At 63.9% G+C, this 22706-nt stretch carries 24 protein-coding genes; 7 read left to right on the top strand and 17 right to left on the bottom strand.

Features of this window, described 5'->3' with window-relative positions; translation table 11 throughout:
* Window positions 1-90: 90 nt before the first annotated feature.
* The 13 genes from M1D74_RS03385 to M1D74_RS03325 all read right to left on the bottom strand — a co-directional run bounded on the left by M1D74_RS03385 (window position 91) and on the right by M1D74_RS03325 (window position 11653).
* Window positions 91-1131 carry a nucleoside hydrolase gene (locus tag M1D74_RS03385; RefSeq protein ID WP_458116477.1) on the bottom strand — a complete coding sequence of 347 codons (1041 nt, stop codon included), beginning with the start codon at window positions 1129-1131 and terminating at the stop codon, window positions 91-93.
* Window positions 1132-1338: 207 nt separating this feature from the next.
* Window positions 1339-2097, bottom strand: coding sequence for a triose-phosphate isomerase family protein (locus M1D74_RS03380; RefSeq protein ID WP_458116476.1), 759 nt, complete (start codon window positions 2095-2097; stop codon window positions 1339-1341).
* A gap of 4 nt (window positions 2098-2101) precedes the next feature.
* Window positions 2102-3112, bottom strand: a complete 1011-nt coding sequence (locus M1D74_RS03375; RefSeq protein ID WP_458116475.1) for a 4-hydroxythreonine-4-phosphate dehydrogenase PdxA — start codon at window positions 3110-3112, stop codon at window positions 2102-2104.
* A 5-nt stretch (window positions 3113-3117) separates the two neighbouring features.
* The gene (locus M1D74_RS03370; RefSeq protein ID WP_309070980.1) at window positions 3118-3579 is read right to left on the bottom strand and encodes a ribose-5-phosphate isomerase; all 462 of its coding nucleotides are present in this window, start codon (window positions 3577-3579) and stop codon (window positions 3118-3120) included.
* Window positions 3576-5309 (bottom strand): dihydroxyacetone kinase family protein, encoded by a 1734-nt coding sequence (locus M1D74_RS03365; RefSeq protein WP_458116474.1) that lies wholly within the window; start codon window positions 5307-5309, stop codon window positions 3576-3578. The genes M1D74_RS03370 and M1D74_RS03365 overlap by 4 nt, the downstream gene beginning before the upstream one ends.
* On the bottom strand, window positions 5306-6301 hold the full coding sequence (locus M1D74_RS03360; RefSeq protein WP_458116473.1) for a sugar phosphate isomerase/epimerase family protein: 996 nt from the start codon (window positions 6299-6301) through the stop codon (window positions 5306-5308). Before M1D74_RS03360 ends, M1D74_RS03365 begins: the two co-directional genes overlap by 4 nt.
* Window positions 6294-7799: a tripartite tricarboxylate transporter permease gene (locus M1D74_RS03355; RefSeq protein WP_309070983.1), complete on the bottom strand. Its 1506-nt coding sequence runs from the start codon at window positions 7797-7799 to the stop codon at window positions 6294-6296. Before M1D74_RS03355 ends, M1D74_RS03360 begins: the two co-directional genes overlap by 8 nt.
* A gap of 10 nt (window positions 7800-7809) precedes the next feature.
* Complete coding sequence (locus M1D74_RS03350) at window positions 7810-8361, bottom strand: tripartite tricarboxylate transporter TctB family protein (protein WP_458116472.1); 552 nt, start codon at window positions 8359-8361, stop codon at window positions 7810-7812.
* Complete coding sequence (locus M1D74_RS03345) at window positions 8361-9335, bottom strand: tripartite tricarboxylate transporter substrate binding protein (RefSeq protein WP_309070985.1); 975 nt, start codon at window positions 9333-9335, stop codon at window positions 8361-8363. Before M1D74_RS03345 ends, M1D74_RS03350 begins: the two co-directional genes overlap by 1 nt.
* Before the next feature lie 168 nt (window positions 9336-9503).
* A complete protein-coding gene (locus M1D74_RS03340) occupies window positions 9504-10208 on the bottom strand; it encodes a GntR family transcriptional regulator (RefSeq protein ID WP_309124052.1) in 705 nt (234 codons plus the stop codon).
* 65 nt (window positions 10209-10273) lie between these two features.
* A complete protein-coding gene (locus M1D74_RS03335) occupies window positions 10274-10531 on the bottom strand; it encodes a DUF1508 domain-containing protein (protein WP_309070987.1) in 258 nt (85 codons plus the stop codon).
* Window positions 10532-10594: 63 nt separating this feature from the next.
* The gene (locus M1D74_RS03330) at window positions 10595-10888 is read right to left on the bottom strand and encodes a DUF503 domain-containing protein (RefSeq protein WP_309070988.1); all 294 of its coding nucleotides are present in this window, start codon (window positions 10886-10888) and stop codon (window positions 10595-10597) included.
* Between the two features lie 6 nt (window positions 10889-10894).
* Window positions 10895-11653, bottom strand: a complete 759-nt coding sequence (locus tag M1D74_RS03325) for an SDR family NAD(P)-dependent oxidoreductase (protein WP_309070989.1) — start codon at window positions 11651-11653, stop codon at window positions 10895-10897.
* Between the two features lie 150 nt (window positions 11654-11803).
* Here M1D74_RS03325 and M1D74_RS03320 point away from each other — a divergent pair, with 150 nt between their 5' ends.
* A complete protein-coding gene (locus M1D74_RS03320) occupies window positions 11804-12262 on the top strand; it encodes a DUF4383 domain-containing protein (protein ID WP_309070990.1) in 459 nt (152 codons plus the stop codon).
* Window positions 12263-12464: 202 nt separating this feature from the next.
* The gene (gene fdhA, locus M1D74_RS03315) at window positions 12465-13682 is read left to right on the top strand and encodes a formaldehyde dehydrogenase, glutathione-independent (RefSeq protein WP_309070991.1); all 1218 of its coding nucleotides are present in this window, start codon (window positions 12465-12467) and stop codon (window positions 13680-13682) included.
* 73 nt (window positions 13683-13755) lie between these two features.
* Here fdhA and M1D74_RS03310 read toward each other — a convergent pair whose 3' ends face one another.
* The gene (locus tag M1D74_RS03310; protein WP_458116471.1) at window positions 13756-14223 is read right to left on the bottom strand and encodes an acyl-CoA thioesterase; all 468 of its coding nucleotides are present in this window, start codon (window positions 14221-14223) and stop codon (window positions 13756-13758) included.
* 323 nt (window positions 14224-14546) lie between these two features.
* On the opposite strand from M1D74_RS03310, the gene M1D74_RS03305 reads away from it, so the two are divergent.
* Entirely contained in the window at window positions 14547-15227 is a 681-nt protein-coding gene (locus M1D74_RS03305; RefSeq protein ID WP_458116470.1) for a transglycosylase family protein, read from the top strand.
* Between the two features lie 88 nt (window positions 15228-15315).
* On the opposite strand, the gene M1D74_RS03300 is transcribed toward M1D74_RS03305, so the two are convergent.
* Window positions 15316-17709, bottom strand: coding sequence for a Tex family protein (locus tag M1D74_RS03300; RefSeq protein ID WP_458116469.1), 2394 nt, complete (start codon window positions 17707-17709; stop codon window positions 15316-15318).
* Between the two features lie 172 nt (window positions 17710-17881).
* Here M1D74_RS03300 and M1D74_RS03295 point away from each other — a divergent pair, with 172 nt between their 5' ends.
* Window positions 17882-18052 (top strand): maleylpyruvate isomerase N-terminal domain-containing protein, encoded by a 171-nt coding sequence (locus M1D74_RS03295; RefSeq protein WP_458116468.1) that lies wholly within the window; start codon window positions 17882-17884, stop codon window positions 18050-18052.
* Between the two features lie 5 nt (window positions 18053-18057).
* Window positions 18058-18561 carry a maleylpyruvate isomerase family mycothiol-dependent enzyme gene (locus M1D74_RS03290; protein WP_458116467.1) on the top strand — a complete coding sequence of 168 codons (504 nt, stop codon included), beginning with the start codon at window positions 18058-18060 and terminating at the stop codon, window positions 18559-18561.
* Here the strand turns inward: M1D74_RS03290 and M1D74_RS03285 are convergent.
* Window positions 18509-19150: a hypothetical protein gene (locus M1D74_RS03285; protein WP_458116466.1), complete on the bottom strand. Its 642-nt coding sequence runs from the start codon at window positions 19148-19150 to the stop codon at window positions 18509-18511. The two genes, M1D74_RS03290 and M1D74_RS03285, sit on opposite strands and share 53 nt — an antisense overlap.
* A gap of 168 nt (window positions 19151-19318) precedes the next feature.
* On the opposite strand from M1D74_RS03285, the gene M1D74_RS03280 reads away from it, so the two are divergent.
* Entirely contained in the window at window positions 19319-20386 is a 1068-nt protein-coding gene (locus M1D74_RS03280) for an MBL fold metallo-hydrolase (protein ID WP_309070996.1), read from the top strand.
* Window positions 20387-20394: 8 nt separating this feature from the next.
* On the top strand, window positions 20395-21711 hold the full coding sequence (locus M1D74_RS03275; protein WP_458116465.1) for an MFS transporter: 1317 nt from the start codon (window positions 20395-20397) through the stop codon (window positions 21709-21711).
* 72 nt (window positions 21712-21783) lie between these two features.
* Here the strand turns inward: M1D74_RS03275 and M1D74_RS03270 are convergent, their stop codons facing one another.
* Entirely contained in the window at window positions 21784-22677 is an 894-nt protein-coding gene (locus M1D74_RS03270; RefSeq protein WP_309070998.1) for a LysR family transcriptional regulator, read from the bottom strand.
* Window positions 22678-22706: the final 29 nt, after the last annotated feature.

The raw sequence follows: 22706 nt of genomic DNA, 5'->3' as shown, positions 1-22706 counted from the left end.
CGCACGAGAGAGCATTGACTCAAGGAGCGCACCTCATGTCACCTCGGCGCAGGCCTGCGTATCCGCCGGCAGCTCACCAGTGTACCGGGATCAGGCGGCGCTCGCTCTCCGGGCAACAGCGGCGATCCGCGAGATCATGAGGTCAAAGACCTCGTCCGGGTGATTTCCGGTGACCACCCGGGCGTTCGGCGGTAGTTTGCGGAAGCCCGCGAAGTCGCCCACGGTCTGGGCGAACGTCAACGCCGACTCGGTTTCGACGTCGACATGGGCCTCCCGTGCGGTGAAGCGGGCTTCTCCGGTTGCGACCATTGCGGCGAAGAGATCATGCAGGTGGGCGATGTAGCCCTGGTTGTAGAGCCGGTGAAACTCCATGTAGAAGCGGAGCGCATCGGAAAGAAACGCGATCACCGGGTTTGGCGAGGCGCTCCTCAACCCGTCGTCGTCGTTGGTGGACAGCAGCTCGGCAGGAACTCCCGCGGCGGCCGCCAATCTGTCGATGTGTTCAGGGCGGCACTCGATGCGCTCTGTGGTCTCAAGCGCGCAGACGATGGGCAGCTTCTCCACCGGCACGCCCCCGTACGCCGCATAGACCTCCCGGGCTGCATGAGGATCGACGTGGGTGTTCCATTCCGCGACGGGCGTGGTGTTTCCCTGGTAGTTGAAAGAACCTCCCATGATTACGAGACCCTTCAGCAGGCGAGGAAGTTCAGGTTCCTGCCGGATCGCGAGGGCCAGGTTGGTGAGAGGGCCAGTGACCAACCCGGTGAGCTCGCCGGGATAAGCCCGCGCCGCCTCCACCCAGAGATCGACGCCTGAGCGGCTGGAGACTGACCGTCGAGTAGGAGGCAACACTGCATAACCAAGCCCTTGATCGCCATGGGTTTCCTCGGTGGTGACCAGCGGAATCTCCAGCGGGACTTCCCGTGCGATCGCGACCTCTACATTGTGAACCCCTGCCAGCTCCAGCAAAGCGAGGGTGTTCGCGGCAACCTGCTGCGCGGAGACGTTACCCGCCGTGCAGGTAATCCCCTCAATCCGCACGTCCGGCACGCCCAGCAGGTAAAGGAGGGCGACGGCGTCGTCGATCCCGGTGTCGACATCGAGGAGGAGACGCGTGGGGTGGGCAGTCATGCCTTCACGGTAGCAACGCAAACACGCACGCTTAAACGCCACGGGCTCTTGGAGGTCCGGACCCTCAAAGTGTCCGGACCCTTAAATGTATGGTGCCGGCAGCCGCACGAATGGGGGATGCGTGCGGGTGCCGGCACTTGCGCACCGGTTTGGGGGAAACCGGAGCATAACAACTGTACTAATATTCGGCCGTCAATGGAAGTGGGCTTACTGTCCCGCCTCAGCGAGGATGAGCTCGAGGTTTCGCGCATCATGGGCGAAGCGGCCCAGGAAGAGGCCGTCCACCTCGGGCTGGAGGCGCGGTAGCAGACCCGGACCGGCGCTTCCGCCGTAGATGACGGTGATCCCTTCGGGCAGCTCCGCCTTCATCCGGGCCACCACTCCCCGCACGTGTTCGGCACCGGCCGGCTCGGCTGCACCGATGGCCCACACCGGTTCGTAGGCGAGGACGGGAACCGGACCGGTGGCGCTGACGCCCGCCGTTGCAACCTGCTCAAGGCAGAACTGCGCGGCATCCACCATGGACGTCCGCTCGAGCTCGCCGACGCACAACAGCGGCGTGATGCCGTTCCGCTGCGCCGCTGCCACCTTCGCGGCGGTCACGCCGTCATCCTCACCGAAGTACCGGCGTCGTTCTGCGTGTCCGAGCTCGACGAGCTCCACACCCATCTCGGCGAGGAAAGCCGGGCTGACCTCACCGGTCAGGGCGCCGGAGTCCTGGTCGCTGGCGTTCTGCGCCCCGACCTTCACGGGAGTACCCCGCGTCAGCCGGAGCGCAGTTTCAAGCACGGGGAACGACGGCGCCACGAACAGTTCCACCCGCCCGTCCTGTACCGCGGGGCTCGCCTGGGCAATGCGCACCACCTCTCCAAGCCAGGCACAGGACGCGGCGTAGCCGAGGTACATCTTGGTACTGATGCCGATAGTGACCGGCCGTCCCGACCGCGCCGATGGCTCCTCAGACAAGGGTTCAGACAAGGGTCTTCGACGCCCGTAAACGCGAACCGATCGCCGCTGCCAGCTCGAACGCGTGCTCAGTCGCTCCGAGGTTCGCGATGTTCTTCCCCACGATGTCGAATGCGGTGCCGTGCGCCGGCGTCGCAATCACAATCGGCAGGCCGCCCTGGATGGTGACGCCGCGGTCGAAGCCAATGAGCTTCATCGCGATCTGGCCCTGGTCGTGGTACATGGTGACGACGCCGTCGAAGTCGCCCCGCTTGGCCGCAAGGAACACGGTGTCGGACGGGAACGGGCCCTGGGCGTTGATTCCCTCCGCTACCGCGTCGGCGATACCCGGAGCGATCTGGTCAATCTCTTCCCGGCCGAAGTTGCCGTTCTCACCGGCGTGCGGGTTCAGCGCGCAGACTGCAACCCGTGGGGATGCGAGGCCGGAGTCGGACAGAACGCCGTGCAACAGGCGGATGGCGGCAGTGACGTTCTCCGGGGTGATGCGCTCGGCTACCTCGCTGATCGGGATATGCGAGGTAACCCGGGCGGTCCACAGCCCGGGAAGGACATTGAGTTCGCTGGTGGTGCCGGTGTAGTTGAGCTCCTTGGCGAACCAGCGCAGTTCGTCCTCTTCATTCATGCCGCCCAGCTTGAGGCTGGTCTTGTTCAGCGGCGTGAAGAGGATGGCCTCCACCTTGCCCTCGTTGGCGAGTGCGACGGCGCGGCGCAGCTGGTGCATGGTGCGCTCCCCTGCCGCCTGGGACACCTCGCGGACCGTGATGGGCTCGGCGGGAGCCGAGTTGTCATCGAGCAGCACGGCGAACCCGGGAGCGGGCTCATCAGCAAGGGGTACGGTGACGCCGGCTGCTGCGGCTGCAGCTTCAACCTCGGCACGATCAGCCAGCACGTAGACCTCAGCGACCTGCGTGGTCTCGGGCTTTGCGAGCAGCTTGACGGCCAGTTCCGGGCCGACGCCGGCCGGATCACCGAGGGTCAGGGCAATACGGGGGCGGTTCTGAACTTCTGCAGTCATGGGGATCAGTCTTTCTCGTAGGAGCAGATGGCGTCGACCTTGCCGGCTGACGCGGACTGGGGATCAAACGTATAGCCAACCCATTCGCGGGCGAGCCTGCGGGCAAGCTCGAGCCCGATGACCCGTTGGCCCATGGTGAGGATCTGCGCGTTGTTGCTCAGCACCAGGCGCTCGACGGAGAAGCTGTCGTGCGCCGTGCCGGCACGTACGCCCTTGACCTTGTTGGCGGCAATAGCGACGCCCAGTCCGGTGCCGCAGATCAACAGGGCGCGGTCAGCGTCGCCCGACTGGATCTTGCGTGCGGCGTCGACGGCAATGTGCGGGTAATCGGTATTTTCACTTCCGGTGATACCGACGTCGATCACCTCACCGACCCGCTCGTCTGCCTGGAGATCCGCCTTGAGGGCGTCCTTGTATTCGAGTCCGGCGCTGTCGCATCCGACGACGATCCGTAGTTTCTCGCTCATGAGAGTACGTCTTCCTTCCTTGCAGAATCCTTATGTGCTGCCCCGACCGTGGCCACCACCATCGCGAGGGACACGGCCCCCGCATCCGGATGCCCGAGGCTTTTCTCAGCAAGAGGCCGTGCCCTGCCCATTCGGGGGCGGAGATTGGCTGTCTCCGCTGCCGCTGCTTCGGCGCGGGAAGCCGCGGTATCCCAGGCCTCTCCAAGGTCGGTGCCGGCGTCGACCGCGTTCCGCAGGGTTTCGGCGAAGGGAATGAGCGCGTCGAGCATGGTCTTGTCGCCCAGTTGAGCCTTCCCGAGCGAAACCATCGCCTCGAGCGCGGCATCAACCGCGGCAGCGACTGCCTGCGGAGTGAGGGATTCCTCGTCCTGCAGCACCCGTCCGACTGCCGTGATGGCCGCACCCCAGAGGGCTCCGGACGTGCCGCCTGCTTTCTCGGCCCAGGCGGCACCGGCTTCGCGGAGCAGCCTGCCCACGCCGTGCCCGGCATCCTGCGAGACCGCTGCGGCAGCCGCCGCTCCCTCAGCCCCGCGTGCCATGCCGATGCCATGGTCTCCGTCACCGGCGATGGCGTCCAACCGCCCGAGGTCGTGCTCGGCTTCGGTGAGCATGGTGCTGACCAGCCCGAGCAGGCGCGCGGCAGCCGGCGCCGCCTCGTGCTGCCACTGCCCCTCGTCGGAGAAGAGCTCCTCCTCGTCGAGATTCGCGACGTCGTTGGTGTCCAGTTCCGCACTGATGGCACCCTTGCGGTAGGCGGGCGTATTGGCCGGAGCGGCCCACCAGCGTTCCAGTTCGTCGTCGAGCCAGAAGAAGGTCAGCGAGAGGCCGGACATGTCCAGGCTCGTGACGAGCTCTCCACACTCCGGTTCGACGATGGTGAGCCCTTCGCGCTCCAGCAAGCTGGAGACTTTCCCGAAGAGAACGAACAGCTCCTCGTACTTGACCACCCCCAGACCGTTCAGGATGATGCTCAGGCGGGTGCCGGCGTCGTGCGGCTTGTCCGCCAGCAGACGGGTGACCAGCAGCTCGGCGAGTTCATCCGCCGTCGGCAGTACCGCCTCGGAAATGCCGGGTTCGCCGTGGATGCCCAGCCCAATGGACATGGTTCCTTCAACCACGGTGAAGAGCGGCTCATCCGCACCTGGCAAAGTGCAGCCCGCGAACGCGACGCCCAGCGAACGGGTTCGGGCGTTGGTCCGCTGTGCAAGTTCCTCGACCTCATCCAGGGTGAGTCCTGCCTCAGCGGCCGCTCCGGCGACCTTGAAGACCGTGAGATCACCGGCAATACCGCGCCGCTTCGTCATCTCATCCTGCGGTGCGCTCGCGATGTCATCGGTCACGACGACGGTGCGCACATCGATCCCCTCGGACCGAAGCTGCTCCTGGGCGAGGCCGAAGTGCAGCACGTCGCCCGCATAGTTGCCGTAACTCAGGAGCACGCCGCCGCCGCGGTGAGTGGCGCGGGATACCCGGCGGATCTGCGACGCCGAGGGAGAGGCAAAGATGTTTCCGCACACTGAGCCGCTGGCCAGGCCGGGACCTACCAAGCCGGCGAATGCGGGATAGTGGCCGGATCCGCCGCCCACGACGAGCGATACCTGTCCATCCTTCATGGCCGTGGCGCGGACAACTCCGCCGTCAACACGCCGGACGTACTGGCGGTTCGCCGCAACGAAGCCGGTGAGCATGTCCTCGGCGAAGGTTGCTGCGTCTGAACGTAACGCGGTCATGATGCGACCTCCTGGATAGTGCGCTTGGATCGGTCCGGGGCGGTGGCTGGTGTGCGAACCTCCGGGAGCAGACTCTGCAGGTAGCGCCGGTTGGTGGCGCTCACACCGAGTCCGTCGCCGCCGTAGTGCTCGCAGCAGAAGACGCCGTTGAAGCCAAGGGCCAGCGCCTCGCGGATTGCGGTGCGGTAGTTGATGAATCCGTATTCGAGCGGCGCCGGGGCCGAAGTGACGAGGCCGGTCTCCGGATTCTCGTCCCGGAAATAGTTCTTGACCTGCCAGTAGTTGGCGTACGGGAGGGTCTTGCGGAGCATCTCCTGCCAGTCCTCGATGGGGCGGTGCAGCCTGACGAGGTTCCCGATGTCCGGGTTGAGACCTACGTTGTCCAGCCCGATGTCCTCGATGAGCTGGACGGCGCTGTCCGCGGTTCCGAGGAACGTGTCCTCGTACAGCTCGAGCGAGACAACCATCCCGTATTCGGCAGCGTGCCGGCCGATCTCCCGGAAACGTTCGACGGCGAGGTTCCAGACCTCACGGTCTTCCAGTGGGTCGGCGGCGCCCTTCGCGGTCCAGAACCAGAGGCGCTCACGCTGCTCCTGCGTCAGGGGCTGGTGCAGTCCCAGTGACAGGGTTCCGGTTCCCAGTGCGACGGCGGACTCGATGCTCGTGTGCACATACTCAAGGTTCGCTTCGCCGGACTGCGGATCGATGACGCTCGTGCGAACGATGGACAGCGCGGGGGCGCTGAGGTCCGCTTCGGTGAGCGTGTCGCGGAACTCGGTCAGACGACGGGCGCTGAGGTTTCCCGGCTTGAGCCAGCTGTCGGTGAGGTCCACGCAGTCGAATCCGACCTCGCGCACCTGCCGAAGGGTGTCCAGCCAGACGTCTGCCGACGCGTCCTGGACGGAGGTTCCGTCAGGGAGGGTTCCGGGAAACTGCAGCAGGGCAGCGGCGATCGGCCAGTCCGATCGCGTGTACCCGTTATTTTCATACATGGGTGAGCCCTTTGCTCTTGTTGCGCTGGGAGCGCCGGATGCCGCCGATGATGGTGGGGCCGACCGCGAGCAGCAGCGCAAAGATGAGGATGGAGACGGCGATCGGGCTCTGGAAGAGGATGCCGAAGTTACCCTGGCCGAGGGCCGAGGTCTGGACGAGTGACTTCTCGAACAGCGGGCCGAGCACGAGGCCCAGCACCAGTGGAGCGATGGGAAGGTCCAGTTCCTTCATGAAGAAGCCGATAATGCCGAAGATCACCACGAGCCACACGCTGAACATGTTGTTGCTCACCGAGTAGGCGCCAATGAGGCTGGTCAGGACGATGATCGGGTACAGGTAGGCGTAGGGGATCCGCAGCATCTGTGCGAACACCGGAGCCAACGGCAGGTTCAGGACCAGCAGCATGACGTTGCCGATGAAGAACGAGACCAACAGGCCCCACACGAGCGTGGGCTGCTGTTCGAAGAGCAGCGGGCCGGGCTGGAGTCCGTAGATCGTGAACGCACCGAGCAGGACGGCGGTGGTACCGCCGCCGGGGATGCCCAGGGCGAGCGTGGGCACGAAGTTGGCGTTGGCTGCCGCATTGTTGGCGCTTTCCGGGGAAGCGACGCCTTCGATGGCTCCCTTGCCGAAGTTCTCCTTGTTTTTGGAGAGACGCTTCTCGATGCCGTAGGACATGAAGGAGGCGAGGGTCGATCCGGCACCCGGCAGGCAGCCGAGCAGGAAGCCGATGAAGCTGCCGCGGATGATCGAGGGTCCTGACTTTGTCAGTTCTTTGCGGCTGATGACCATGTCCTTGAACCGCGCCTTGATAGGCGCTGCGGCTCCGACACGGATCTGGTGCAGTACTTCGCCCAGTGCGAAGAGACCGATCATCACTTCAACGAAGGGGATTCCGCCCAGCAGGTTGACGTTCCCGAACGTGAAGCGTGCGTCGCTGAAGCCCGAAGCCACACCGACGGTGGAGATCAGCAATCCAGCGGCGGCCATCATGAGGCCCTTGCGCATGGATCCACCGGCGAAGCTCACCACGGTGATCAAACCGAGGATCATGATGGCCAGGTTCTCGACCGGACCGAAGTTGAGCGCGAACTGTGCGAATGGCGGAGCGAGGGCCATCAGCAGCGCCAGCGAGATGATCGCTGCAATGAAGGAACCGATTGCGGCGATAGCGAGGGCTGCGCCGGCTCGTCCGTTCCTCGCCATCTGATAGCCGTCCAGCGTTGTGACAACGCTCGCGGCTTCACCCGGTGTGGAGATCAGGACAGACGTGATGGTTCCGCCATACTGCGCACCGTAGTAGATGCCAGCCAGCATGATCAGCGCCGTTACCGGCTCCATTCCGAGGGTAAGCGGAATGAGGATGGCAACACCCGTGGTGGATCCGAGCCCGGGCATGAGCCCGATCACGGTGCCGACGAGAACGCCGACGAAGCACCAGAGGAGGTTTTCGACTGTGAGGGCTGTTGAAAAGCCCAGCATGAGGTTTTCCCACATAGCGTTCCTCCTAGATTCCGAGGATGCCGGTAGGCAGCGGCACGCGCAGGAACAAGACGAAGATTCCGTACGCAGCAGCCAGGGCTATGGCGCTCACAAGGATGGATGGCAGGAGCCGGCGCCGTTCGACGACTACTGCGATGACAACGAGCATGAGGGCGAAGGCGACGACGAATCCGAGAACCGGTACCAGCAGCACGGTGGCCAGGATGATCCCGATAACCATGAGCAGCATGCGGTCGCGCTGCTTGCCGGAGCGCCCGTAGATATCGCGATCGCTCTCCGGTTCCGCAACCGGTTCAAGAGTTTCGGCGGCTTCGATGTGGACGGTCTCGAGTAGCGTCGATTCCTTCTCCGAGTTCCGAAGGGAGCCAACGACGTCGAGCAGTGCGAAGAGGGCCATGGCACCTCCAACGAGGACGGGCAGGAAGCCCGCGGCGATCCGCCCGTCCTCGATGAAGCCGTAGCCGAAGCCACCGATGACGGCGGCGATGCCGAGGAACGCAATGATCAGGCTCGCCACCGCCTTGCGGAGGTTGGCGCCGGTGATGGTGGAAGTCATTACTCGCCCAGCACTGCCGTCAGGTCGGCGTTGTTGCCTTCGAGGTAGGTGACGAAGTCGTCGCCGTAGGAGGCATTGGCCTGCATGAGGTTCTCCTCGATGTAGGTCGTGTAGGCCTCGGACTTCTCAAATTCCTTGGCCGCATCGATCCAGTACTGCTTGGCCTCCTCGGAAATCCCTCCGGGTGCAATAAGGCCGCGGAACTGCGCGAAGGCAACATCGATGCCCTGCTCTGCAGCGGTCGGGATGTCGGCGAGTGCCTCATACTCGTAGCGTTCCTCGGCAACAGCGCAGAGGGGCTTCAGGCTGCCGGCCTCGAGCTGTCCCAGGACCTCGCCCGGGTTGACGGAGATGACGTCGACCTGACCGCCCAGGAGGCCGGTCACCACTTCACTGCCTGATTCAAAGGGGACGCGGTCGAACTCGACGCCGGTCTCCTGCTCGATGAGCGTGAAGACAATCTCGTCGAGGCTGGTAGCTCCGGAGACGGCGGCGATCACGCGGCCGTCTTTTGCTGCTTCCACAACATCGGAGCAGCTTTCGAACGGTGAGTCCGGGGCCACAGTGACGACGGTGTAGTCGTCGCCGAGCTTCATGATGGGTGTGAAGCTCTCGTACGTGAATTCGACGTCCTGCGTGATGGGCAGCGCGAGCATCGCGGTTTCTGTGGCCAGCAGGTGGTTACCGTTACCCTGTTCAGCCAGGAACTGCGAGTAGCCCACAGCGCCGGATCCACCTTCGCGGTTGACGGTGTTGATGTTGACGCCGGTGATTTCTTCAAGGCCACTGGCGATGGCGCGACCGGAGAGGTCGCTTCCGCCGCCTGCACCGAACGGCACTGTCATGGTCACGTCGCCCGTGGGTTCGAAGCTGCCATCGGCTGCTTCGCCCGCCTGGCTTGCTGAACCGCAGGCCGACAGGGCAAGGGCTCCCGTGGCGAGAAGGCCTGTGAGCTGGAGCTTCCTGTTGAACATCCGTTATCTCCTTTGATAAATGTGCGCCTCGGACGGCTTACGAGTCGTTTCGCGTGGGCCCGATCGAATCGTAGATAAAAAATCCTATTGGATCTACGAAGAGTGTGACATATGGAACAGCTACATGCAATGGAGGGTGAATTGATGACGCGGCGGCGGCGAGTGAGCCTAGTTCTCCTCGGCGAGAGCCCGCTTCTGGGCGCCCCGAATGTGCCGGTCCATCGCTTCGGAAGCAGCCGATCCATCCCCGCGTTCGAAGGCCTGGAGGATCTCCGCGTGCTCGGCAATAGCCAGGCTCATGTCATCCGACCCGTGACGGGCGGACTGCCTCAACCTGTGCGTATGGGTACTTGCCATCTGGGCCATCTGCTGAAGGAAGCGGTTACCGCAGTGGCGCAGGATGGTCTCGTGAAAATTCCAATCCGCCTCAAAATAGCGGCGGTACTCCCCCAGCCGGGATTGGCTGTCAGCGTTGCGAAACCCCTCCGCCGCGCTCTGGTGCTGATCATGCGCCTCACGGAGCTCAGCCACCAGTTCATGATGGGCAGACGCCGCCCGTGTCGCCGCCGCCACCTCGACGACGAGTCGGGCATCGAACAGCTCCCTCATCTGCTGGACGCTGAGTGGGGGTGCTACGCGATAGCCCTTGAGCGCGGCGCGACTGACCAACCCCGTGTGTTCGAGCTGAACGAGAGCTTCCCGGATAGGGGTGGGAGAAACTTCGAGACGGCGGGAAAGGGAGTCGATGCCGAGTGGAGCACCGGGTTCGAATTCACCGGCCAACAGCATCTCGAGCAAGATGTCATAGACCCCGTCACGGAGAGCCCTGCGGGACAACGGTGAGGGGGACGAGACGCTACTTTGGGCCTTCATACCTCCGAGTCTACCCGAGCCGGGCAAAATCCTACATGATGTAGGATTCAATGCCTCGCGTGAAGTCAGGCAGACAGCCGGCCTTTTGCAACGGGATGGACAGGGTGCTCCTTGCGGGCCTGCTGCTTGCGCGACTCATCCTTGCGGGTATGGTCCATCACGGGACCGGTCCCGGCGATTTCGCGAATAACGTCGATGCCCTCGATAGCCGCCTGCTTCGTCGGAAAGTAAGCAGAGACCGCGACAAGGGTGCCGTCCTCGGCCATTAGCTTGAGCCGGTACCCATGATCATGGGCGTCAACCAGCTTGAAGAATCCAGACACGCTCTTACCTCCCTGTAAGTACGCCTCAACATTCCCATGGTAGTAAGCCCGCTTGCGATCTGGTTAGTCATCGCCGGTCACAATTCGGCGACGGGCACTCAACAGTTCAAGCTCCGGTCTGCCTGCGACAAACCGCTCCACGGCATCGAGCACGTCGACCACGTGCCTGCGGTCGCCGGAAACCAGCCCCACTCCCACCGTCGCGCGGCGATGCAGGTCCTGCGAATCCACCTCCGCGACCGACACATCGAAGCGCCGCCGCACCTCCGCCACCAGCGGCCGGACCAGTGAGCGCTTCCCTTTCAGGGAGTGCACGTCCCCCAACAGGAGATCGAACTCGACAGTCCCTACCCACACGTCAGGTCACCTGCCGCGGGAGGCAAGGGCCGCCACCAACGACGACGGCGCATTCCTCGCCACGAACGCCAGCACCTTGTAGCGCTTGCTGGGGATGGACACCGCCTTCCCTGCCGCAAGGTCCTTCAGCGCTTCCCGGACAACGTCCTTCGCCTGCAGCCACATCCACGGCGGTACGGACGCCTTGTCCATCCCCATCCGGTCGTGAAACTCCGTATGAACAAATCCTGGACACAGTGCCATTACCGTAATGCCCCGCTTGCGGTACGCGAAGTTCGCCCACCTGCTGAAGTTGATCATGGCTGCCTTCAGCGCACTGTAGGTGCCCCTCGGCGTGAACCCGGCGACGCTCGCCACGTTGATAATCCGTCCGGATCCGCGTGCCAGCATGCCCTGAAGGGCGGCGTGGCTGAGAGCCAGCGGAACGGTGAGGTGGATGGCGGCATGATTCAATTCGTCCTCAAGCCGGTTTTCCTCGAAGGATTTGGCCAGCCCATAGCCGGCATTGTTCACCAGGGTGGAAACTGGCTCCGCATCGTCCCGCAGCCTGTCGAGAACGCGGCGCAGGCCGTCGTCGTCGTGCAGGTCAGCCACCAGCACCTCAACCGGAACACCGAAGCGTGAGCGCAGCGCTGCTGCTTTCTCCTCCAGCCGGGAGGAATTCCTCGCCACCAGGACCACCCCCGCACCCCGCGCCGCGAACTGCTCCGCGAACTCGGCCCCGAGTCCGGCCGTCGCACCCGTGATCATCACCCTGTCAGCCATCGTTTTCCCTTATCAGGTGGGTATTCGAGCAGTAAAATGAGAGTGCTGGTCGAGCGCGGTTTGCGCTCCTCCAACGGCGGTGCATGCGGTGCGCCTCTCCTGACGTCTCGCGGCACAGCGAAGAGTCATATTCACACACTAGGAGGGGAGATGACTACCGCATCACACCACGCACATGATTTCCATGTGACGCGCGACCACGTTCGCAGCGCCTCGATGGGGATGGGAGTAGTTTTCCTGCTGATGGGGATCCTCGGGCTCATCCCGGGAATCACCGCACAATACGATTCCATGGCTTTCGCATCCGGTTCCGAGGCGATGCTCCTGGGCGCGTTCCAGGTGTCCGTCCTGCTCAATCTGGTGTACCTGGCCATGGGAGCCGCCGGAGTCTGGATGAGCCGCGGAGTGCTATCGGCTCGCAACTTCCTGATCGGGAGCGGCGTCGTCCTGCTCATCATGTGGCTGTACGGACTGATTGTCGGTGATTCTGCAGCCAACGTCCTGTCCACGAATGCCTCAACGAACTGGCTGAATCTAATCCTCGGCATCATCGCCGTCGGTCTGGGTGCAGCTTATTCGATGCGGCACCGCGGAAGCCGGGCCATCTAACAACTCAGCTCCATGAATCATGCCCCACCGGGAGACCGGCGGGGCATAATTTTGTACGAGTGGAATATTTATCAAACCGGTATCATCGCCGGCCTGCCCGCCCTAGACTGACCGCGAGGCCACACTGCTGACGCTCGGGTCGGTCACGGCCTTGTGAAGGGACGTTCGACGACGAACGTCCACCAATCTGAGAGGGAGCACCATGTCAGGAAACAGGGCTGTGGCCTATAAGGGCCCCGGCAAGGTTGAAGTCATCGATACCGACTACCCGACGTTCGAGCTGCAAGACGGACCGGGAGTCAATCCAGCCAATGTCGGTCGGAAAGTCAATCACGGAGTCATCCTCAAGACTGTGGCCACCAACATCTGCGGGTCGGACCAGCACATGGTCCGCGGACGCACCACAGCGCCGTCGGACCTTGTCCTCGGACACGAAATAACCGGCGAGGTGGTCGAGGTCGGAAGCGATGTCGAGTTCATCAAGAAGGGCGACATCTGCTCGGTTCCGTTCAACATCTCGTGCGGCCGCTGCCGGAACTGCAAGGAGCGCAAGACCGGCATCTGCCTCAACGTCAACCCCGACCGGCCCGGCAGCGCCTATGGCTATGTGGACATGGGCGGCTGGGTGGGTGGCCAGGCCGAGTACGTGCTCGTCCCCTATGCCGACTGGAATCTGCTGAAGTTCCCGGATCGGGATCAGGCGCTGGAGAAGATCCTGGACCTGACCATGCTCTCCGACATCTTCCCGACCGGCTACCACGGCGTGTACACGGCCGGAGTCACCACCGGCTCAACCGTCTACATTGCCGGTGCTGGGCCGGTTGGGCTGGCCGCGGCGCTGTCCGCGCATCTGCTGGGTGCTGCCGTCGTCATCGTAGGTGATCTCAATGAGGAGCGGTTGGCGCAGGCACGCACCTTTGGCTGCGAGACGGTGGACGTCTCCAAAGGTGACCCCAAGGACCAGATCGAGCAGATTCTCGGAGTACCGGAAGTGGACTGCGGCGTAGACGCGGTCGGATTCGAGGCACGCGGTCACGGCAAGGACGCCTCGCACGAGGCTCCCGCGACGGTACTCAACTCGTTGATGGGCATCACCGCTGCTGGTGGCGCATTGGGCATTCCGGGATTGTACGTCACCGGCGACCCGGGCGGCATCGACGAGGCGGCGAAGGTCGGATCGCTCTCGATCTCCCTGGGTACCGGATGGGCCAAGTCCCTGTCCTTCACCACCGGACAGTGCCCGGTCATGCGGTACAACCGTCAGCTGATGATGGCGATCCTGCATGACAAGGCGCATATCGCAAAGGCTGTGAACGCCAAGCCGATTCCGCTGGATCAGGCGCCGCAGGGCTATGAGGAGTTCGACAAGGGCGCTGCCACCAAGTACGTGCTGAACCCGAACGGCTACATCGCCGCCTGAGGTTGCCGCCCCGTCGAGTTGGCACGACACGCCCCTCATCCCCCAAGGGGGTGTGTCCTGCCGACTCATGGGTCTATCCGAAGAGGCCCTTGCCCTCGAACGGGGCCAGCCGCTGCTTCTGCTCAGGAGAGAGCCGCAGCAGCGATCCTGAATCGCCGTCAACAAAGGCCAGCGTGGTGTGGGCTTTCACGCACACCCGGTCCGTAACGGGGTCAAAAAGGCGGTAGGCAATGTCCAGGCTGGCGGCTTTGATACCGGCGATCCACACCTGAACCTTCAGCGGCACGTTCCGGTAGTCGAGCGTCGCCGTGTATCTGATGCGGTGCTCCACAACAAGCGCCTGCACCCCGGTGGCCACCGAGGAGAACAGGTCAACGGGCGGGGTTTCCCCCGGCGCTCCTGTTCCTCCGGGCGGCCCGAACGCATGAATGCGCGCCTCCTCAAGCAACCGCACCACCTCGACGTTGTTGATGTGCCCATAGGCGTCCATGTCTCCCCATCTCATCGGGATCTCACAGGTGATCGTCTGGTGCGCGTCCATCCCTATGTTCTACAGTGGTCGACAGGGCTTCAGCCACTCGAAAACGAGAAGCGCACGGGCGTCCTTCGTCAAGCACCGAAACATCTCGATTTGGCAACGATTCGAAAACCCTCTACGGTGGGACGGAACCCCCTTTCGGGAAATCACAAAGCAGACGGTGTTTCTACCGCTGCCACATAATGCCCTGGTGCTGCCCCTCCACCGCACGTTGCTCGTCCGGCAGACACCACAGACAAGACCACTGATCAGTCAAGGGTGAGCAACGGCGCAAAGATGTCCGGGGACGGAACGAGTGCAGGTGGCCTTTTGGAGCATCGAATCCCATGAAGAATCAGAAACTCAGCCTTAACGCGCGCCGCGGCCTTGCAGCGGCAGCCCTTGTTGGTGTCGGTCTCGGTGCCTCCGCTGGTGCAGCCAACGCTGCTCCTGCCAGCACCTGGGACGCCCTCGCACAGTGCGAAAGCGGCGGAAACTGGGGCATCAACACCGGTAACGGCTTCTCCGGCGGCCTGCAGTTCACCCCGCAGACCTGGGCCGGTTTCGGTGGACAGGGAGCCCCGCAGGATGCCAGCCGTGCAGAGCAGATCGCCGTTGCTGAGCGCGTTCTTGCCGGCCAGGGTTGGGGCGCATGGCCCGCATGCTCGGCCAAGCTCGGCCTGACCGCCGGCGCCAACCCTACTCCGATCCCGGCTGCTCCCGCACCGGCCCCGGTGCAGGTCCAGTCCCAGCAGGTTGAGGTGCAGGCTCCGGTTCAGGTCCAGGCACCCGTTGTTGAGGCACCCGTCGTTGAGGCGCCCGTTGTGGAGGCCGCTGCAGCTCCCGCTGCTCCTGCCGTTGCGCTCTCGGGCGACACCTACACCATCCAGTCCGGCGACACCCTCAGCACCATTTCTGAGAAGCTCGGCATCGAGGGCGGCTGGCAGGCACTGTACCAGGCCAACGCTGACACCCTCATCCACGCCGACCTCATCTTCACCGGTGACGTTCTGCAGCTGCCTGCCTAAGGCAACAGCTAACGCTCAAGAACCCCGCAACACGTTGTTGCGGGGTTCTTTTGCGTCTGTGGGTCCCCTTGGGGGACTTGTGACCGGTCTAGCGCGGCGGGACCAGTCCTGCAGCACGCAGTGCCTCCGCCATTGCGCTGTTCGCAGGAGCCGGAGCAGCCTTTCCGCCCTGCTTTTGGGCACCCTGCTTTTGGGCTCCCGGCTTCTGGGCGCCCGGCTTGGAACTTCCTCCCGGCGTGGAGCTTCCGCCTTGACCGCCGGACGAACGACGACGGCGGTCCTCCCCTCCCCCGGTTCGTGCCTCCCGCGCGGGCTTGGGTCCACGAGGCGTGGCGTCGTCGTTCAGTTTCAGGCTGAGCGAGATCCGCTTCCGGTCAGGATCCGCTTCCAACACTTTCACCTTCACGACCTGGCCGGACTTCACGACCTCGTGGGGATCGCTGACGAAGCGGTCGGCCATGGCCGATACGTGTACCAACCCGTCCTGGTGCACTCCGACGTCGACAAAGGCGCCGAAGGCTGCCACGTTGGTCACCACGCCGTCGATGATCATGCCCGGACGCAAGTCCGAGATCTTCTCGACGTCAGCGAAGGACGCCGTGACGAACGCCGGCCGCGGATCCCTGCCCGGCTTCTCCAGTTCAGAAAGAATGTCCTGCAGTGTGGGCAGGCCAACGGTGTCATCGACGTACTGGGCGAGGTTCAGCGACCGGAGTGAGCCGCCGGCGTCGTGCACCATGCGTCGTGCCACGGGATACGCTTCCGGGTGCACGCTGGAGGCATCCAGCGGCTCATCGCCGTTAGGGATGCGAAGGAAGCCGGCGCACTGCTCGAAAGCCTTCGCGCCGAGCCTCGGCACCTTCAGAAGGTCGGCCCGGCGGGCGAAAGGTCCATTGGCGTCCCGGTGGGCAACAATATTCTCGCTGAGCAGGGTTCCGACGCCGGCCACCCGAGTGAGCAACGACGGTGACGCCGTATTGACGTCCACGCCGACCGCATTCACGCAGTCCTCGATGACGGCATCGAGTGAGCACTCCAGCTTTGCAGGGCTGACGTCGTGCTGGTACTGGCCGACACCGATGGACTTCGGGTCGATCTTCACCAGTTCGGCCAGGGGATCCTGCAGCCGCCGGGCAATGGACACCGCCCCGCGCAGGGACACGTCGAGGCCCGGCAGCTCCGCTGAAGCCAGCGCTGACGCCGAGTACACGGATGCCCCGGCTTCGGACACCACGAGCTTGTGCAGGGTTCGCCCCGGCAGGAGCGAGATCAGTTCCGACGCAAGCTTGTCCGTCTCCCGCGAGGCGGTGCCGTTGCCGATTGCGATGAGTTCGACGTCGTGCCCGGTCACCATGCGCGACAACGTGGCAAGTGCGTCGTCCCACTTTTTCGCCGGTGCATGCGGGTAGATCGTTGCGGTCTCCAGAACCTTGCCGGTTCCGTCGACGACGGCCACCTTGACGCCGGTCCGCAAGCCCGGATCGAGCCCGATCGTGGTGCGGCTGCCCGCGGGCGCCGCGAGCAGCACGTCCCGGAGGTTGGCGGCAAAAACGCGTACTGCCTCGGTCTCGGCCTCCACGAAGAGCCTGACGCGCAGGTCGATCGACAATTTCGCGAGAAGGCGGCGCCACGCCTGTTGAACAGTGGCCATCAGCCAGGCGTCAGCCGGCCGACCCTGGTCGGTCACACCGAGGAAGGCCGCCACTGCGTTCTCGAAACGACGACGGGCACGCAGTGCCGACTCTGCATCCGTGGTGTCCGCCTCGGTAAGCGTGAGCTGCAGAACACCCTCCTTCTCACCGCGCAGGAGCGCCAACACGCGGTGCGACGGCATCGCGGACGGCGCCTGCGTGAAGTCGAAGTAGTCGGCGAACTTCTGGCCCTCGGCCTCCTTGCCCTGAACAACCTGCGAGGTCAGCCGTCCCTGCTTCCAGAGGCGCTCCCGCAGGTCGGCCAGCAGATCTGCGTCCTGCCCGGCACGTTCGACGAGCAGTGCGCGCGCTCCCGCGAGGGCGTCGTCGGCGGTGGGCACGGCCTCATTCAGGTAGCGGCCTGCCTCGGCTATCGGGTCGAGGAAGGGATCGGCCAGCAGCGCGTCGGCGAGCGGTTCCAGCCCCGCTTCGCGTGCGATCTGCGCTTTGGTGCGCCGCTTGGTCTTGAACGGCAGATAGATGTCCTCCAGCCGAGCTTTGGTGGTGGCGCTGACGACGGCGGCGCGGAGTTCATCGGTGAGCTTGCCCTGGGCTTCGATCGATTCGAGCACGGCCGCGCGTCGGTCCTCCAACTCACGCAGGTAGCGCAACCGTTCCTCCAGCTCGCGCAGCTGGGCGTCGTCGAGCGTCCCGGTGACTTCCTTGCGGTAGCGAGCGATGAACGGGACTGTCGATCCGCCGTCGAGCAGTTCGACGGCGGCCTTGACCTGCCACTGCTGAACGCCGAGCTCGGCAGCGAGTTGTTCGAAGATGGTTGTAGGGGTACTCATTGGTGCACTCACGCCTGCCATTGTGGCATCGACCGCCGACAACGAGGGAATGCGGCTGCAGCCGTTAAGGCGGGCATAGCGAACCACCGATGATTTCCCAGCGTGAGCTGCGTCTGCTCTATGAAGGCGGGACAAGCGACGGAAGCAGCACACACAGCGTGGAGGATGAGGGATGACAAGCAACTGGGACACAGTCCACCGTGAACGCCGCATGCTCGCTGAGGATTTGGCTCTACTGTCCGAACAACAGTGGGCTACCGCTTCCCTGTGTGAGGGCGGGGACATCCACGACGTCGTTGCTCACCTGACAGGGTCTGCGAAGACCACGCGGCGCAGCTTCTAGTCTCGTTGATCCGGTCCGGCTTCAGTTTCGACAGGGCAAACGCGCGCGAAGTGGCTACCGAGCGAGCTACCACACCCGTAGAAACCCTCGCCCGTTTCCGGGCAACAATCACCAGTACGAACACGCCTCCGGGTCCTTTCATCACCCGCCTCATCGAGATAGTCGTGCACGGAGAAGACATCCGGCAACCCTTGGGCATCACCAGACCGGGACTGCCAAAGCTGGAGGATGCCCTGCACTATGTCGCCGGAAATCGACTTGACGGAGGCAGGAAACGCTTGGCGGGGCTTGAAATCTCTGCAACGGATGAGGGATTCACAATCGGTTCGGGCGAGAGCGTGCGGGGGCCGGCCCTTTCACTTCTCCTGGCGGCCTCCGGACGGCCGGAGGGCCTGCGGGAGCTGCAGGGCGCGGGCGTCGTACTCCTGACCGAGCGGTTGAATGCGGTCTCTAGGACTAGACGCAGCCCTCACGGTCCAGCTCCACGATCAGCGGATGGGTGCCCGTGAATGTCTGTCCGCCGGTCGAGTAATCGACCGTTATGCCCTGTGCCGAGCCCGCATCAGCACCGTCAGCGATCGAGACGGCAACCACAAGGTTCACGTACTCATGCGTGGTGATGTTGTAACCCTCGGCCGGCACCGGTTCAACGGGACCGGTAGGTGCGGGCGCTACGCTGGCGGGCGCCGGCTCGGCGCTGTGTGTACCGTGACCTCCGCCGCCGTCGTCGTCGTGGGCTTTATGGTGACCGTCCCTGTTGGCCGTAGACACCTCTGCGCTGACAAGGGCGAGGTTCTCAGGGTCCTGCAGGGAGACGTCGTCGAGGGTGAAGGTTTGCAGCGCCTCGTTGTGCACAAGGACGGTGAACTCCTGAAAGCCGATGTCGGGCTGGGTGTAGCAGAGGGTCGCGCCGTTCTCCGCAAGGTTCAGTGGGTCATCGCCGACCTCCGCCGCGACAGGCTGCTGCACGGCGCTCACTGAGTCCTGCGAGCGCGGCGAGTTGACGTCAAGCGGGTTCTCCTCGACAGGCATGCAGCCGCTGGTCAGGAGCGCAGCGAGGAGTGCTCCTGCTGCGAGTGCTGCCGATCGAACCGCCATGTTCCAACCATTTCCTGTAGATGCGTTTACCTGTGTTCGGCGACACAGCCCGCCCGGATGGGTCCTAAACCTAAGCAGAACCAGTTTTACAACCCGCTTAAAACCGTTTTACCAGTGGAAGTGTGACCCGGATCATTGATGGAAAGACCCTCAAAGGAGTTACGCATCATGGCCCTTTCCCCTCACGAAGACCTGGCACCGCGGGTAGTCACCCTCGGAACGGCCGGCGGTCCACGCTGGTGGACAGGAGAAAACGCCGGCCAACGCGCGGGCATTGCGACCGCCGTGGTCGTCGGCGGTTCCACGTACCTGGTGGACGCCGGCCACGGTGTCGGCAGGCAGCTCATGCTGGCCGGGCTACCCATCAATTCTCTGCGCGGAGTCTTCGTCACGCACATGCACTCGGACCACACCATCGATCTCGGCTCGCTTGCCATCTTCGGCCTCTTCACCTTCCAGGACGGACAGCGTCCCGTGCGGATTGTCGGCCCAGGCGACCGGGGAGCCTTGCCCCCGGTGTCGCCGCGGGCAGCGGTGCCCCCTACCCCGGTCTTCCCTCTGAGCCCGACGCCGGGAATCACCGAGATGTTCACGAACCTGATGAGGGCCCACGCCACGGACCTCAATGACCGGATCCTCGACGCCCTGCGCCCGTCTCCGTTCGACTACTTCATCCCGGAGGACATCTCGATTCCGGACCCCGCGTACCACCCCAACTCGAATCCGACTCCCGCCGGCATGTTGCCGTTCACCGTGTATGAAGATGAGCTGGTCACTGTGACTGCCACTCTTGTGCAGCATCCCCCGGTGGCCCCAGCCTTTGCTTTTCGGTTCGACACCGCCGCCGGCTCCGTGACCATTTCCGGCGACACAGCTCCCTGTGAAAACCTCGTCCGGCTTGCCCGCGGCACCGACCTGCTTCTGCACGAGGCAATCGATTTCGACTGGGTTCACCGTACTTACGCGAGCAGCGGCAGCGAAGTGGGCCAGGCATCCATCGACCACCACCGCAAGTCGCACACGAGCCCGGAAGACGCCGTCGACCTCGCCAACCGGGCCGGCGCACGGACGCTCGCGCTGCATCACCTGGTGCCCGGCACAACACCCCGGTCCGTCTGGGAACGCGCCGGCGCACAGTTCAACGGAACCTTCCTCATCCCCGACGACCTTGACTCCATTCCCTTTGGCAACTCCCCAACAGCCCATACCCTCGAAGAAGCGGGAGCAGTACGATGACCAGCACCATGACACAAACGCAGGCTGTCAACGAAGACAGCCTCAATACGAAACACATGCGCCGGATCCTGGCGTCCAGCTTCATCGGCAGCGCTATAGAGTTCTACGACTTCATCCTGTACGCGATGGCGGCGTCGATTGTCTTCAACCAGGTGTTCTTCTCCAACCTTGACCCCGCCGTCGGCTTGTTCGCCTCCTTCGGCACCTTGGCTGTCGGGTATGTGGCACGGCCGCTGGGTGGGCTCATCTTCGGTCACTTCGGGGACCGGGTGGGCCGAAAGACCGTCCTCATCATCTCGATGACCCTGATGGGTGTCGGGACCACCATGATCGGACTGCTCCCCACGACGGCGCAGATCGGTATGGCCGCCCCCATCCTGCTGGTGGCCCTGCGAATCCTGCAGGGCATAGCTGTCGGCGGCGAATGGGGTGGCGCCATGCTGGTTGCACTGGAGCATTCGCCGGCGAAACGCCGTGGCTTTGCGGCGAGCTTCGCAAATATGGGTGGCCCGGCCGGCGCAGTGCTCGCCACGCTGACCATTTCCGCGTTCTCCCTGTTGCCCGAGGATGCGTTCATGTCCTGGGGCTGGCGGGTCCCGTTCCTGCTGAGCGTTGTCCTGATCGGGGTTGGCCTGACCATCCGCCTGAAGGTCGCAGAGACGCCGCTGTTCCTCGAACTGGAAAAGAAGGCGGAGAAGAAGAAACTTCCGTTCGTGGAGGTTTTCCGCACCTACCCCCGCAACCTGGTCCTGGGTACGTTCGCGGGAATGAGCTCCTACACTGTGCAGGGTCTCATGACCGTCTGGGCAGTCTCCTACATCATCGATGCCGGCGTAGACACCACCCATGTGCTGAACATCAAGGCGATCGGAGCAACACTCACCATCATTGCCATCTGGTTCGCGGCGAAGGCCAGCGACCGGTTCGGCAGGCGGCCGGTCATGCTCGTGGGAATGGTGGCGGGCGCCGTGCTGGCCTATCCCATCCTGTGGCTGCTGCAGACCGATACTCTGTGGGGGTTCGCGATCGGACTGTTCCTTGCCAACGGCATCATCCAGGGCACCATCTTCGGACCGTTCGGAGCCTTCGTCGCGGAGCTCTTCCCGACCCGCATGCGCTACACCGGAGCGTCCCTCACCTACCAGAGCGCTTCGACGCTGGGCGCAGGCTTCACCCCCATGATCGCCTCGGGACTGGTTCTCGTCGCCGGCGGTGAGCTGTGGCTGGTGGGCCTGGTCTGGGTTCTCTCCTTCGTTGTTGCAGCCGTGTGCATCCTCATGACGAAGGAAGGCAAGGACGCCGATCTCTCCGGCGAAATGAAGTAGTCCCCCTCGCGCGAAGTACGACGACGGCACTCCCTGAGCGCCGTCGTCGTACTTCGTGCGCCGGGTACTTCGCTAGGCGTTGTCCGCGCAGTAGTCCATCAGCGCATCCAGCCGTCTACTGACCTGCGGCGAGTCAGGGAAGGCGAAACAGATGTCGCTGTGGCGGATACTGCCGTCGATCGGCACGCAGACCAGTGGCAGCCCGTCGTAGCTCACGTCCTGGGCCGGTCGTTGGACAAGTACCGTGTATCCGAGACCGCGGGCCACCATGCCCCTAACCGCTTCGAAGCTCGTCGACCTCCAGGCAATCTTAGGTTCCAGCCCCGAATTGCGCAGGTTGGGCAGCTGGTTGTCACGGACCGACGGGATGTCCAGCAGCACCATGTCCTCGTCGGCCAGCTCCGGCAGTGAGATCGCCTGCCGGCCCGCGAGCGGGTGATCGGCAGCGAGCAGAATGTACGGCCTGCCTTCCTTGATCACGCGAGTGCGCAGCCCTGGGCGAACGTGCAGGGTATGGGTAAGCACTGCATCCAGACGGCCCTCCCCCAGTTGATCCTGCAGCTCGGCGGGGGATCCCTCGACGATGGTCAGCCTGAGCTTGGGATTGGGTGCAGCGAATCCTGCGGTGATCAGCGGCACCCAGAACGCAGAGAGGTTGGTGTAGCAGCCGACGGCGAGGGGTCCGGCCAGCGTGCCAGCCGATTCGGTGACGGAGGCTTCCAGTTCCTCGGCGTGACTCAGCAGGGCGCGCGCATCAATCAGAAACCGGCGGCCCGCGCTCGTGAGCGTGACTCCCTTGGCCTTGTGCCGCACGAGCAATCGCGTGCCCAGCGCTTTCTCCAGCTCGGTCACGGCCAGCGACATACCGGCCTGCGAGACGTGGTTCAGTTCGGCTGCCCTGCTGATCGAGCCGCTGTCGGCGACGGCGACGAAGTGTTGAAGCTGCCGCAACGTGTAGCGCAACATAACCCAAGCTTAGGAGATCGGGTTCTCTA

The organism is Arthrobacter sp. D2-10, from assembly GCF_054161285.1.
The sequence above is the reverse complement of the archived record's forward strand: the minus strand, read 5'-3'. Positions and strand labels throughout refer to the sequence as shown.

Excerpts from the sequence above, each read along its gene's own strand:
- M1D74_RS03385 (WP_458116477.1), bottom strand. The coding sequence starts at position 1,131 with ATGACTGCCCACCCCACGCGTCTCCTCCTCGATGTCGACACCGGGATC.
- M1D74_RS03375 (WP_458116475.1), bottom strand. The coding sequence starts at position 3,112 with ATGACTGCAGAAGTTCAGAACCGCCCCCGTATTGCCCTGACCCTCGGT.
- M1D74_RS03370 (WP_309070980.1), bottom strand. The coding sequence starts at position 3,579 with ATGAGCGAGAAACTACGGATCGTCGTCGGATGCGACAGCGCCGGACTC.
- M1D74_RS03365 (WP_458116474.1), bottom strand. The coding sequence starts at position 5,309 with ATGACCGCGTTACGTTCAGACGCAGCAACCTTCGCCGAGGACATGCTC.
- M1D74_RS03360 (WP_458116473.1), bottom strand. The coding sequence starts at position 6,301 with ATGTATGAAAATAACGGGTACACGCGATCGGACTGGCCGATCGCCGCT.
- M1D74_RS03355 (WP_309070983.1), bottom strand. The coding sequence starts at position 7,799 with ATGTGGGAAAACCTCATGCTGGGCTTTTCAACAGCCCTCACAGTCGAA.
- M1D74_RS03350 (WP_458116472.1), bottom strand. The coding sequence starts at position 8,361 with ATGACTTCCACCATCACCGGCGCCAACCTCCGCAAGGCGGTGGCGAGC.
- M1D74_RS03345 (WP_309070985.1), bottom strand. The coding sequence starts at position 9,335 with ATGTTCAACAGGAAGCTCCAGCTCACAGGCCTTCTCGCCACGGGAGCC.
- M1D74_RS03340 (WP_309124052.1), bottom strand. The coding sequence starts at position 10,208 with ATGAAGGCCCAAAGTAGCGTCTCGTCCCCCTCACCGTTGTCCCGCAGG.
- M1D74_RS03325 (WP_309070989.1), bottom strand. The coding sequence starts at position 11,653 with ATGGCTGACAGGGTGATGATCACGGGTGCGACGGCCGGACTCGGGGCC.
- M1D74_RS03320 (WP_309070990.1), top strand. The coding sequence starts at position 11,804 with ATGACTACCGCATCACACCACGCACATGATTTCCATGTGACGCGCGAC.
- fdhA (WP_309070991.1), top strand. The coding sequence starts at position 12,465 with ATGTCAGGAAACAGGGCTGTGGCCTATAAGGGCCCCGGCAAGGTTGAA.
- M1D74_RS03310 (WP_458116471.1), bottom strand. The coding sequence starts at position 14,223 with ATGGACGCGCACCAGACGATCACCTGTGAGATCCCGATGAGATGGGGA.
- M1D74_RS03305 (WP_458116470.1), top strand. The coding sequence starts at position 14,547 with ATGAAGAATCAGAAACTCAGCCTTAACGCGCGCCGCGGCCTTGCAGCG.
- M1D74_RS03300 (WP_458116469.1), bottom strand. The coding sequence starts at position 17,709 with ATGAGTACCCCTACAACCATCTTCGAACAACTCGCTGCCGAGCTCGGC.
- M1D74_RS03295 (WP_458116468.1), top strand. The coding sequence starts at position 17,882 with ATGACAAGCAACTGGGACACAGTCCACCGTGAACGCCGCATGCTCGCT.
- M1D74_RS03285 (WP_458116466.1), bottom strand. The coding sequence starts at position 19,150 with ATGGCGGTTCGATCGGCAGCACTCGCAGCAGGAGCACTCCTCGCTGCG.
- M1D74_RS03280 (WP_309070996.1), top strand. The coding sequence starts at position 19,319 with ATGGCCCTTTCCCCTCACGAAGACCTGGCACCGCGGGTAGTCACCCTC.
- M1D74_RS03275 (WP_458116465.1), top strand. The coding sequence starts at position 20,395 with ATGACACAAACGCAGGCTGTCAACGAAGACAGCCTCAATACGAAACAC.
- M1D74_RS03270 (WP_309070998.1), bottom strand. The coding sequence starts at position 22,677 with ATGTTGCGCTACACGTTGCGGCAGCTTCAACACTTCGTCGCCGTCGCC.